General features: G+C 69.5%; 10 protein-coding genes. 5 read left to right on the top strand and 5 right to left on the bottom strand.

The features are described 5' to 3' along the window. Nucleotides 1-25 precede the first annotated feature (25 nt). The 4 genes from ACVTJA_RS30475 to ald form a co-directional block, all read right to left on the bottom strand. Nucleotides 26-1,801, bottom strand: a complete 1,776-nt coding sequence (locus ACVTJA_RS30475; RefSeq protein WP_465825023.1) for a response regulator transcription factor — start codon at nt 1,799-1,801, stop codon at nt 26-28. Between the two features lie 262 nt (nt 1,802-2,063). Continuing rightward, complete coding sequence (locus tag ACVTJA_RS30470; RefSeq protein ID WP_465825022.1) at nt 2,064-2,951, bottom strand: anti-sigma factor family protein; 888 nt, start codon at nt 2,949-2,951, stop codon at nt 2,064-2,066. A 23-nt stretch (nt 2,952-2,974) separates the two neighbouring features. Beyond that, nucleotides 2,975-3,616 (bottom strand): sigma-70 family RNA polymerase sigma factor, encoded by a 642-nt coding sequence (locus tag ACVTJA_RS30465; protein WP_169349934.1) that lies wholly within the window; start codon nt 3,614-3,616, stop codon nt 2,975-2,977. Nucleotides 3,617-3,857: 241 nt separating this feature from the next. Next, the gene (ald, locus tag ACVTJA_RS30460; RefSeq protein ID WP_465825021.1) at nt 3,858-4,985 is read right to left on the bottom strand and encodes an alanine dehydrogenase; all 1,128 of its coding nucleotides are present in this window, start codon (nt 4,983-4,985) and stop codon (nt 3,858-3,860) included. Between the two features lie 199 nt (nt 4,986-5,184). Here ald and ACVTJA_RS30455 point away from each other — a divergent pair, with 199 nt between their 5' ends. Beyond that, complete coding sequence (locus ACVTJA_RS30455) at nt 5,185-6,489, top strand: radical SAM family protein (RefSeq protein ID WP_465825020.1); 1,305 nt, start codon at nt 5,185-5,187, stop codon at nt 6,487-6,489. A 66-nt stretch (nt 6,490-6,555) separates the two neighbouring features. On the opposite strand, the gene ACVTJA_RS30450 is transcribed toward ACVTJA_RS30455, so the two are convergent. Next, nucleotides 6,556-7,416, bottom strand: a complete 861-nt coding sequence (locus tag ACVTJA_RS30450) for a response regulator (protein WP_465825019.1) — start codon at nt 7,414-7,416, stop codon at nt 6,556-6,558. Between the two features lie 168 nt (nt 7,417-7,584). On the opposite strand from ACVTJA_RS30450, the gene ACVTJA_RS30445 reads away from it, so the two are divergent. Genes ACVTJA_RS30445 through ACVTJA_RS30430 form a run of 4 tightly spaced genes read left to right on the top strand, consistent with a single transcriptional unit; the run spans nt 7,585 to nt 12,073 of the window. Next, entirely contained in the window at nt 7,585-8,067 is a 483-nt protein-coding gene (locus ACVTJA_RS30445; RefSeq protein ID WP_465825018.1) for a chemotaxis protein CheW, read from the top strand. After that, nucleotides 8,064-8,444 (top strand): Frizzy aggregation protein FrzB, encoded by a 381-nt coding sequence (locus tag ACVTJA_RS30440; RefSeq protein WP_465825017.1) that lies wholly within the window; start codon nt 8,064-8,066, stop codon nt 8,442-8,444. Before ACVTJA_RS30445 ends, ACVTJA_RS30440 begins: the two co-directional genes overlap by 4 nt. A 5-nt stretch (nt 8,445-8,449) precedes the next feature. Then, the gene (locus ACVTJA_RS30435) at nt 8,450-9,727 is read left to right on the top strand and encodes a methyl-accepting chemotaxis protein (protein ID WP_465825016.1); all 1,278 of its coding nucleotides are present in this window, start codon (nt 8,450-8,452) and stop codon (nt 9,725-9,727) included. A 33-nt stretch (nt 9,728-9,760) separates the two neighbouring features. After that, nucleotides 9,761-12,073 carry a response regulator gene (locus ACVTJA_RS30430; protein ID WP_465825015.1) on the top strand — a complete coding sequence of 771 codons (2,313 nt, stop codon included), beginning with the start codon at nt 9,761-9,763 and terminating at the stop codon, nt 12,071-12,073. The last annotated feature ends 1 nt before the right edge of the window (nt 12,074 follow it).

Below are 12,074 nucleotides of genomic sequence, written 5' to 3'. Positions count from 1 at the left end.
GGCCCGGGGGACGCACCGGAGGACTTCAGGCTGCGGCCTCGTCCGCGTCGGCCACGGAGGACGCGGGCTCGTCGAGGAGCTGCTGGGCGATGGCGAGCGCCTTCTTCGTCTTCTCGCGCAGCTTCTCGTCGTTCTTGATGCGCGCGTAGAGCTTCGTCACGCGCTCCTCGTCGCGCACCGCGGCGGCCTCCAGCTCGCTGATGCGCTTGCGCAGCGACTCGGCCTCCTCGGCCGCGCGGGTGCCATGCTCGGAGAGCTGCATGTTGGCCTCCTCGAGCTGTGCCCGCAGGGACTCGGCCTCGCGCTGGGCGGCGTCCACCTGGCCGCGCAGATTCTCGGCCTCCTCCTGGGCGGCCTGCAGGTCCGCCTCGAGCTGGCCGGTGCGGCCGCGCAGCTCCTCCACCTCGGCGCCCAGTGCCTGGGCGTGGGCCTGGTGCTGGTCCAGCTCCGCCTGGAGCGCGGTGAGCTGCGCGTTGGCGCCGCGAGCCTCTTCCTTCGCGGCGGCGAGCTGCTGATCCACGCGCTTGCGCTCCGCCGCCAGCGTGTCCGCCTTGGTGGTCAGCGTCTTGATCTGCGCGTCACGGCGAGCAATCTCGGACTCGGCGGTGCTGGCCTTCTGCTCCAGCTCCAGGTGCTGGTCCTTGAGCTCGACAATCTCCTGGTCCTTCTGGTTCAGCTCCGTCTTCAGGCGGAGGATTTCCTTGTCCCGCTTGTTGACGGCATCCCGGAGGGCGAAGGTGTCCTTGTCGTTCTTCCCGCTGGCCGCGCGCGCCGTCTCCAGCTCGGTGGCCTTGCTCTCCAGCTCGGCCTCCAGCTCGCGCACGCGGTCCTCGGCCTGCGAGGCCTGACCGTTGGCGTCGGTGAGCGCGCCCTGGAGCTCGGCCACCTTCGCGCGCAGGTTGCGCAGCTCCGCCGCGTCCGCCGCGGACATGGCCGGAGCCGCGGCGGGCGCGGTAGCCGGCGTGGGGCGCGCGGCCGGAGGAGGCGTGCGCGCGGGCGTGGCCACGGGGGCGGGCGTCGCGGCGCGGACGGGCTCGGGCGGGGGACGCACGGGCTCCGGCGGCGGGCGCACGGGCTCCGGCGGCGCCGGGGGCATGAAGCCCACCACCGTCTTCTCCGAGTCATCCAGCGCGTCGAGCGCGTCATCCGCGTCCGAGCCGAGCGCGTCCAGCGAGGAGAAGTCCTCCTCCACGCCCTCCACCACCGCCTCCGGCGGGGCGACGACGGGCTCCTCGTCAATCGAGGGCTCGTTCTCCGGCGCGGACATGTCGCTGAAGGCCGCGTCGAGGTCCAGCTCCTCGCCCTGCACCGCGGCCTCCTCGCCGGTGTCGACGGAAATCTCCTCGCCGAAGTCCGCCGTCATCGGCTCGTCGCCGAGCGCGTCCAGCGTGAGGCTCTCGTCCACGACGTCCTCGGCCGCCGGCAGCTCCGGGAAGCCGATGAGCGCGCCCACGCGCTCCACCAGGAGGTTGGCGTCCACCGGCATGGCCACGTACTCGTCCGCGTGCGCCTTCAGCTTGCGGTGCTGCGCGAAGCCGTCCGGGTTGCCGACGATGACGATGGGGACGTTCTTGAGGTCGTCGTCCTTCTTCAGCTTGCCGCAGATGAGGTAGCCGTTCTGTCCCGCGGACAGCTCCACGGCGATGATGGTCAGGTCCGGCCTGTCCCGGCGGATCTGCTCCACGCTGTTCTTGCCGTCGGAGGTGTCCTCCACCGTGAAGCCGCGTGCCTCCAGCGCGGGGCGCAGCGTGCCTGCGAGGCCGGAGTCACTCTTTTCGACGATCAGGATTTTCTTGGACATGGAAGGACGGCCCGTCCTGCGGTGCGGCGCGCGCGTGGGCAACCCTCGGGCGGCAGCGCGCGAAATATGAATTCGCCGTCGAGGCTATCGGCCATACACGGGAGCGTCAATGTTCGGGCCAGACGGAAATCCGCCCGCCCGTCGAGCGGGCAGGCGTCAGGCAGCCGACGTTTGCGGGGACCTGTAGCGGCCTGATTCAGCGCGGCGACGTCACCGTCTCGAAGGCAACGGAAGGGACGGGAGCGCGAGCGCGACGCGCGGATCAGCGCGGGTACGACGTCTTCTCGAAGGGAACGGACGAGCGCGAGTGCTGCGCGGGCGCGGGCGTGAAGAGCCGCTCCTCGGACTGCTGGGGCTCCGACTTGCGGGCCAGGGCGCCACCGTTGTCGCGCTCCGCGAGGAGCCGGCGGATGTCGTCCTCGTCCATGTCGGTGACCATCTCGTAGACGATTTCGTCGTCCCGCCAGGTCACGACGTTGTAGCCCTGCGCGGAGTCCACCTCGACGGCCTTCAGCGCCTGCACCTTCGGGGCGGCTGCCTCGCTGTCGTCGGGGAGCACGAAGACGCCCAGCCGGCGGCTCGGCTCACCCTCGTTCTCCGGCAGCGTCTCGTAGCTGATGTACGCGACTTCCTTGCCGTTGAGGATGGAGATGCGCCCGCCCAGCGGCTTGGCCTTGGGGAACTGCGGCACCGTGACGCGAGGGTCCACGTTGCCCTTGAACCACTGCTCCATCTGCTCGGGCGAGGCAGAGGCGATTTCGAAGGGCAGCACCTTGTTGTGGCGCTGGATGGCCTCGCGGCGGGCGAGGCGCTGCTGCTGCTGCGCCTGGTAGGCGACCCAGCCTCCGCCCACCGTCACCACCACCAGGGCCATGGCGCCCGCACGCAGCCACACACCGTACTGGGCGCGGCGCTGCTGCTGCCTGAGCCCCACCTCGATGCCCGCGCGCAGCGACGCGGGGGCCCGCATCTGCTGCACGGAGTGGCGCGCGGCCCGCCGCAGCGCCTGCTGCATCTGCTGCTCCTCCTCCACGCGGCGCTGGCATGCAGCGCACCCGGAGAGGTGGGTTTCGAGGTCCGCACGTTCCCCGGGCTGGAATTCGCCGTCGAGGTACGGATAGAGGAGCCGTTCGAGTTCCTGGCAGGTCATGGGCGCGCGGGTGGAACCTGTTTCTACCCCGTCTTCTTCCTGTTGCGGTACTCCTCCAGGTCCGCGGGAGCGTTCACCGGCTCACCATCATGCCGGAAGACGCCCTGGCCCTCCGCGTACTCCCTCAGGTTCTTCTGCAGGAGCTTGCGGCCGCGGAACAGGCGGCTCATCACCGTACCGACGGGGCACTCGAGAATCTCCGCAATCTCCTTGTAGGAGAACTCCTGGAGGTCCGCGAGGATGACCACCAGCCGGAAGTCGATGGGCAGCGCGTCGATGGCGCGCAGCACGTCGTCCGACAGCAGGCGGTCGAAGAAATACTGCTCCGGGTTGGCCGCGAAGTCCGTCGCGTCCCGGCTCACGAAGCGCTCGTGCACGGCCTCGCGCTCCACGCCCTCCACCACCGTGCGCTCCTTCACCTTGCGCCGGTACCGGTTGATGAACGTGTTCGTGAGGATCTTGAACAGCCAGGCCTTGATGTTGGTGCCCCGCTCGAACTTGTCGAAGAAGCGGTAGGCCCGCATGCAGGTGTCCTGGACGAGGTCCTCCGCATCGCGCTCGTTCTTCGTCAGCCGAAGGGCCGCGGAATAGAGCGGGTCCAGATGGGCCAGCGCCAGTTCCTCGAATTCCTGCTTCGTTCGGTTGGGTTGCCTGAAGTCCAACATGTCCCGCCTTCCAAGGGCCCGAAACAATTGGGGAATGAGTTGTCGCCTGCCCATCAATGTATGCATGGGAACAGACTGGGCAACAACGGCATCCCTGCGACACCCGCCCGCACGCCCGCTTCGGGAACGCAAGACGCCGGACGGGAGAAGTTATTCCCCACCGTGAATAACGAGCGGGGAGGCCGGATGTCGCCATCCGAACCTCCCCGCCGGGCACTGCTCGATTGGCCGCTCGGTGGGCCTACTTGCGGCCGGCGAGCGCGTCCGTCAGGGGCACGTAGTCGTAGCCCATGTCCTTGGCGACGGCCTCGTAGGTGACGTGGCCGTTGTAGGTGTTCATCGCACGGGCCAGGGCGCGGTCGGACTTCACGGCCTCCACCAGGCCCATGTCGGCAATCTTGCGGGCGTAGGGGCGGGTGGTGTTGGTGAGCGCGTACGTGGACGTCTGCGGCACCGCGCCGGGCATGTTGGCCACGCAGTAGTGGACGACGCCGTGGACGGTGAACGTGGGGTTGTCGTGCGTGGTGGGCTTGCAGGTCTCGATGCAGCCGCCCTGGTCCACCGCGACGTCGACGACGACGGAGCCGGCGCCCATCTCGGAGATGAGGGCCTCGGAGACGAGCTTCGGGGCCTTGCCGCCGGGGATGAGCACGCCGCCGATGACGAGGTCGGACTCGCGCACGGACTTGGCGATGCTCTCCGTGTCCGAGGCCAGCACGCTGACGCGGCCGAGGAACACGTCGTCCAGGTAGGTGAGGCGCTCCAGGTTGACGTCGAGGATGGTGACCTCGGCGCCCATGCCCACCGCCACCTTCGCGGCGCACAGGCCCACCACGCCGCCGCCGATGACGGTGACGCGGCCGCGGCGCACGCCGGGCACGCCGCCCAGCAGGATGCCCTTGCCACCGTGCGCCTTCTCCAGGCACGCGGCGCCCACCTGGATGGCCATCTTCCCGGCCACCTCGGACATGGGCTTGAGCAGCGGCAGGCTGCCGTCATCCAGCTGCAGCGTCTCGTACGCGACGGCCGCGGCCTTCTTCTTGATCAACGTCTTCGTCAGCTCCGGGTCCACGCCGGCCAGATGGAAGTACGTGTAGATGATCTGCCCGGGCTGGATGCGCTCGTACTCGGGCGCGATAGGCTCCTTCACCTTGACGATCATCTCCGCGCGCTTCCAGACCTCGTCCGCGCTGGCGACAATCTGCGCGCCGACGCGCTGGTACTCCGAGTCCGGGATGCCGGAGCCAACGCCGGCGTTCGTCTCGACCAGCACCGTGTGGCCCGCGCTCGTGAGCGCGCGCACGCCCGCCGGAACCATGCCGACGCGGTACTCACGGGTTTTGATCTCCTTGGGAACTCCGACGATCACGGCTGCCTCCAAAAGGGGTCTTGAAAACGCGCGGACCCTATACAAAAGCCGTCCGGAATCAAGCCGCGCCCGGTAGCCGGACGCATGACTTCGTTGAGAGGGAATAACCCCTGACGTATGACGCGTGGCGTTGAATGCAATGCGTCTCGCGGTGCTTCAGCGTCGAAGAAACGCGAGGCAGGTGGTAGTTGAGGAAGACATGACGTCCGCACCGAAGCTGCTGTTCGCCGACCCGAAGGGGAAGGTGATGGAGCACCCCTACCTGCTCGCCACGCTGCGCAGCGGCGAGGAGCTCGTGCCGCCCCAGGACAAGCCCATTCCCCTGCCGTCGGCCGGAAGGCTGGTGCACCTGCCCGGCCGCCTGCCCGTGGGGCTCCACCCGGAGACGGGCGAGCTGGAGCTGGTGCGGGAGATGAAGGTTGGCGGGAAGACATTCGTGCCCAATGCAGTGGGCGCGCTGCTGCCACCGGGCTACACGCGCACGTTCCTCCCCGGTGAGGTGAAGGGCAGCGGACCGGTGCTGCCGCAGTGGGCGTACACCGCGGCCGCGTGGGTGGATGACGGGCCGGTGGCGTGGGCCATTCACACGGACCGCCGCGCGCACTGGGACCCGGAGCGCTACTCCACGCCGGACATGAAGGCGCTGGTGGAGAAGCACATGGAGCGCTTCCCCGACAACCGCGTGCTGAAGCAGCTCAAGACGTGCGCGCTCATCTACCGGTGCTTCACGTCGCAGAACACGTTCTACGTGCGGGACGAGGCCGCCATCCCCGCGTCCGTCATGTGCAACGCGCGCTGCGTGGGCTGCATCTCAGACCAGCCCGCGGACGGGCCGCCCGCGTCGCACGAGCGCATGGACGACGGGCCCACCGGCGAGGAGATGGGCCAGATTGGCCTGTTCCACCTGGAGCACGCGCCGGGCCGCACCATGGTCAGCTTCGGGCAGGGCTGCGAGGGTGAGCCGCTCACGCGCTGGAAGCAGATTGCGGAAGCCATCCGCTTCATGCGCGCGCACACGGACAAGGGCTCCATCAACATCAACACCAACGCCAGCCTCACGAAGGGGCTGGTGGCGCTGTTCGACGCGGGGCTGGACGCCATCCGCGTGTCGCTCAACTCGGCGGTGAAGGACCTCTACGAGGCCTACTACAAGCCGGTGAAGTACGGCTGGGAGGACGTGGAGGCGTCCATTGCGCTGGCGCGTGAGCGCGGTGCGTACCTCGCGCTGAACCTGCTCCTGTTCCCCGGCGTCACGGACCGCGAGGGCGAGGTGAAGGCGCTGGAGCGGCTGGTGAAGAAGTACCGCGTGGACCAGGTGCAGACGCGCTCGCTGTGCATCGACCCGATTCAGTACCTGGAGGTGGCGCGAGACAAGGGCGCGGGTGGTGAGCCCGTGGGCATCCGCACGCTGCTCCAGCGGCTGAAGGCGGCGCGGCCGGGGCTCGTCATCGGCAACTTCGCGCGCGGGCTGGAGGAGCGCGAGAACGCCGCGGGGCGCAGGTAGACGCGTCGAGGCGCGGTCGGAAGAGGGGCGGGGCTGGCTCAGCAGCCTCGTTACTCCACCGTTGCGTTACTCGTTGCCCGTGGGCATCAGCTCCTTGGCCACGAGGTTCCCCATCACCGCGTCCTTGGGGATGTAGCCGTCGGCGCCGGCCTCGCGGCAGATGCGCTGGAGCTCCTCGACATTCTCACCGGAGCACAGCAGCACCTTGATGCCCTTGAAGAGGCTGTTGCTCTTGATGAAGCGGCAGAACTGCTCGCCATTCACGTTGGGCATCCGCACGTCCAGCAGCACCAGGTCCGGACGCGTCTGCTTCTTGAGGATGATCTTCGTGGCCTTGTCCGCGGTGTCGGCCACGTGCACCTCGAAGCCCTTGGACACGAGGTCCGCTTCGATGATGCGGGCCGTCATCTCGCTGTCATCCACGATGAGGATGCGCGGCTTGCGCGCGCCCGTGGCGGCCGGCTTCGCGGCGGGGGCGGGCGCGGCCGAGGCGGCGGGAGCCTGCGGTGCGGCGGCGGGGGCGGCGGCAGGTGCCCCGGGTACGGCGGTGGGCACGCCCAGCGCCGGAGGTCCGATGAGCCCCATGACGCCGCCGAGCACGGCCTCCAGGCCGCCGCTCTTGAGGATGTAGCCATCCGCGCCGGACGCCTTCGTCTTGCCGGCCAGCTCCGCCTCCGGGATGTCGGAGTACAGCACCAGCTTGGCCGTGACGTTCTTCTGTCGGCGGAGGTATTCGACGACGTCGTCGCCGAACATCTCCGGCATGTTCACGTCCATGAGGATGAGCGCGAACGGCCCCTCGGTGAGCTTCTGGTCGAGGCTGGCCAGGTCCTGCGCGCCGCTCGCCTGGTAGCCGGCGGCGGTGAGGGCCCGTACGGTGAGCTCCACCAGCATCGGGCTGTCGTCAATGACCAGTACGCGCGACATCGTCCTCCTCAAAGGAATCCCGCTAACCCTACACCTTTGAATCCGCGCGGACCATCGAAACGGCGACCAGGCGGCCGGCCCATCGCGTCCACTTGACCGGTTTTCGTCCCCTCCGGATACTTTGCCGCCTTGACCACGACCCCGACACCCCTCCAGCGAGCTCTCCGGATGGCCCCGGACCGCGCTGTGGCCGCCCAGGCCCGTCCGGAGCAGGAGTTCTTCTGCTTCCGAGTGGGAGACCTGAGGCTTGGCGTGCCCAGCGAGAATGTGCTCGAGGTACTCCGCGCCGGCCTGCTTACCCCCCTGCCGAGGACACCCTCCTTCATCATGGGTGTCACCGGCCACCGGGGCGAGGTGCTGCCCGTCGTCGACCTGCTGCGCTTCCTCTCCAAGGGAGAGGCGCGCATCGGCCCGCGTACCCGCCTGTTCGTCGGCATCACCGGCAGCTACGTGGCCGGTGTCGTCGCGGACACGGTGCTCGGCCTGCGCCGCATTCCCGTGGCGGACATCCTCCCTCCGCCGCTGGGCGGTGACGCCGCCGCCGAGCACCTGCTCGGCGTGGTGCATGGCCACGGCGCGCAGGACGCCATCAACCTCCTCAACTTCTCCAAGCTGCTCCAGACGGCGCGGCAGCGGGCGGTGGCTCGATGAACGACGAGCAGCCGCAGGAGAAGAACCAGGTGGACATCCTCTTCTTCGACATCGGCGACTCGGTGTACGGCACCGACGCGTCGCAGGTGCTGCGCATCGACCGCTCGCTGCCGGAAGACATCACGCTGCCCGAGTTGGGCCTGCCGCACCGAGGCCACCGCGCGCTCGTCTTCGACACGCCGGAAGGCGAGGGCCACCTGAAGGTGGACGCCGTCCACGCCGTCCGCACCATCCCGTTCTCCTCGCTCCGCCGGATGCCCCCCACGGCCGGCGCGGCTCCCTATGCAGTAGGCGTGTGCCTCGAAGAGGAACGCGCCGTGTTGCTCATCGATCTGGTCGAAACCGCCAGGACCCAAGGAACTCAAGGAAGGCACTGACCGCAATGTCCCTGGACACCCCCAACGACAAGTCCACGTCCAAGGCTCGCTCCCCTCGGAAGGCCCCCGCCTCCAAGGCGGCCGCGGGCGCCAAGGCCAGCGCCAACACGGCGACGTCCCCCAACCCGGCGCAGTACAAGGCCTTCACCGACACGCTCTTGTCGGTGCTCTCCGGCAACCTCCAGGCCCGCGTCCCCAAGGAGCTGGCGGGCGAGGGCGGCGCGGAGATGGCGCACCTCTTGAACCAGGTGCTCGACAACCTCGCCGCGTCCGAGCACCGCAAGCAGGTGTCGGCGCAGGAAATCGACCAGGCGCTGGACTCGCTCATCGGCCTGGTGCGCGAGGGTGACCTGTCCCGGTGGAACACCACCACCGAAGACCCCCAGCTCGGGCCCCTGCTCGAGGGCTTCGGCAAGGTCATCGAGACGCTGCGCACCTTCGTGCGGGAGATCAACGAGGCGGCGCTGCGCCTGTCCTCGTCCGCCAACCAGGTGCTCGCGGCCTCCACGCAGCACGAGACGTCCTCCACGGAGCAGGCGGCGGCCATCCACGAGACGACCGCCACCATGGAGGAGCTGAAGCACGCGTCCGCGCAGATCGCGGAGAACGCGGGCAGCGTGGCGCGCGTGGCCGAGGAGACGCTCGGTGCCGCTCGCGCGGGCCGTGGCGCCATCGGCGAGTTCATCCAGGCCATGCAGCAGATTCGCAGCGACGGCGTCGCGGTGGCGGACTCCATCGCCAAGCTGTCCAAGCGCGTGGAGCGCATCGGCACGGTGGTCGAGGTCATCGACGAGATTGCGGACCGCTCGGACCTGCTGGCGCTGAACGCGGCGCTGGAAGGCAGCCGCGCGGGTGAGGCGGGCAAGGGCTTCTCCATCGTCGCGGCGGAGATGCGGCGCCTCGCGGAGAACGTCCTGGACTCCACCAAGGAGATCAAGAACCTCATCACCGAGATTCGCGAGGCCACGGCCGCGGCGGCCGGTGCGGCGGAGGCTTCCAAGACGGCGACCGAGTCCGGCGAGAAGCTGGGCGCGGTGGCGGCGCAGGCGGTGGAGGGAATCCTCGCCGGCGTGCAGGAGACCAGCGACGCGGCCCGCGTCATCAACCTCGCCACGCAGCAGCAGCGCACGGCGACGGAGCAGGTCGTGGCGTCCATGGCGGAGATCGAGGACGTGACGCGCCAGACGACGCAGGCGTCCAAGCAGGCCACGGGCGCGGCGGCGGAGCTCACTCAGCTCGCGGGCCGGCTGGCAGAGCTCATCAAGCGCTTCAAGGCCGACTAGCACTTCCTGGAGCGGGAGGGGCGAACGCCGGCCATGGACACCGAGGCACTCAAGAAGTCCCTCCTGAAGAAGTTCCAGGAGGTCACAGCCGACCGACTCCAGAAGATTCAGCTGGGGGTGTTGGACCTGGAGAAGGAGACCGCGGACCAGGCCGCGGAGGACGTCGCGCGCGAGCTGCACACGATGAAGGGCGAGGCCCGCATGTTGGGTCTGGCCGCCATCGGGCAGCTGGCGCACGCCGCCGAGGACGTCCTGCGCGCCGAGCGCGAGGGCAAGACGGCCACGGAGATTGCCACCGACGTCCTGCTCAGGGCGTGTGACGTCCTCTCTGATTTGAACGAGGACCTGGCGTCCGCCAACACCGGCAACGACGCGAGCGCGGAGATGGTCCGCGCGCTCGCCGAGGTTTCCGGCCAGGAGCCGCCCTCGTTCGGGCCCAAGCCCGCGGCCCCCAAGCCCGCGGCGCCCGCTGCTCCAGTGGCGGCGCCCGTGGCGGCTCCGGCTCCGGTGGCTGCACCGGCTCCGGTCGCCGCGCAGCCCGTGGCCCACGCCGCGCCCGCGGCTCCGGCTCCGCGCGCGGAGGCTCCCGCAGCGCATGCTCCGGCTGCTGGCGCCGAAGAGGCACAGGCCGTGGCGAAGTCCGCCGTGGCGGACCGCACCATCCGCGTCAACGTGGAGGTGCTGGACTCGCTGGGCCTGCTCGCGGGCGACCTGCTCGTGGAGAGCGCCCGCGGCCGGCTGCGCAGCTCCGAGACGGAGGAGCTCTTCGAGCGCTTCAGCCGCCTCGGTGACAGGTTCATGCGGCTGGCGGAGCATCTGGACATCTCGTCCGACGTGCGCGCGCTGCTGGACCGCGTGGAGAGCGACCTCCACATGCTGCGCGACGATGCGTTCCGCTTCGTGCGGCGCAACGACGACGGCATCAACACGCTGCACGGCAACCTCGCGAAGATGGCGGACCACGTGGCCGAGGCCCGGCTGGTGCCGCTGTCCACCGTGTTCGACGCCTTCCCGCGCGCGGTGCGCGAGATGTCGCGCACGCAGGGCAAGGAGGTGGACCTCGTCATCGAGAACGCCGACATCGGCGTGGACCGCTCCATGCTCGGTGACGTGCGCGACGCGCTCGTGCACCTCCTGCGCAACTCCGTGGACCACGGCGTGGAGAACCCGGACGTTCGTCAGCAGCTCGGCAAGCCGCTCACGGGCCGCATCCGCATCAAGGTCCGCGTGGACGGCGACATGCTCCACATCGAGGTGGAGGACGACGGCCGCGGCATGGACCCGGAGCGGCTGCGCCAGGCCGCCGTCAACAAGCGCCTCATCACCCAGGTGCAGGCCGCCGCGCTGTCCGAGCGCGAGGCCATCGAGCTCATCTTCCGCCCCGGCTTCTCCACCCGCGACCAGGTCAGCGAGCTGTCCGGCCGTGGCGTGGGCATGGACGTGGTGAAGCGGAAGGTGGAGACGCTGGGCGGCTCGGTGGGCGTCAACAGCCGCATCGGCCGTGGCACCACGATTACGCTCCGTCTGCCGCAGTCGCTCGCCCTCATGAAGGTGCTGCTGGTGCGCCTGGGCGACGACGTCTACGGCATGCCCGCCGCGGACGTGGAAGCGGTGATGCGCGTGAAGCCCGAGGACCGGCTCGAAATCTTCGGCACGCTCGCGGTGCGTCACCGTGGCAAGCCCACCGCGCTGGTGGCGCTGGGGCCGCTGTTGGGCCTCAACGGTGGCAACCGCTTCGACAAGCCGCCCGCGGTGGTGGTGCGTCACGGCGAGGACCACGCGGCGCTCGTCGTGGACGGTTTCGTGGACGAGCGCGAAGTGGCCGTGAAGCCCTGCGGCGGCGAGTTCCTCAAGGGCGCGCCCTTCATCGCCGGCACCGCCGCGCTGGAGGACGGCCGCATCGCCGTGCTGCTGCACGTGCCGGACATCATGGCCGAGGTGCGCCGCATGGCGCGTCCCGTCACCCAGGCTCCGGCGGCCAAGCGCCTGCGGGTGCTGCTGGTGGACGACTCGCCCATTGCCCGCGCCACGGAAGGGGCGCTGGTCAAGGCGTTGGGGCACTCGCTCGAGGAGGCGCAGGACGGCGAGGAGGCGTACGCGAAGGTGCAGAACAACCAGTACGACCTCATCCTCACCGACGTGCAGATGCCGAAGATGGACGGCTTCTCGCTGGCGCGGCGGCTCAAGTCCACGCCGGCGGTGGCCCGCATCCCCGTCATCATCCTGTCCTCGCTGGCCTCTCCGGAGGACAAGCGCCGCGGTCTGGACGCGGGTGCGGACGCCTACCTCGTCAAGGGTGAGCTGGGCGTGGAGATTCTCGCGCAGGCCATCGACCGGCTGACCTGAG

The sequence above is a fragment of the Pyxidicoccus sp. M6 genome (genome assembly GCF_055568925.1).
The sequence above is the reverse complement of the archived record's forward strand: the minus strand, read 5'-3'. Positions and strand labels throughout refer to the sequence as shown.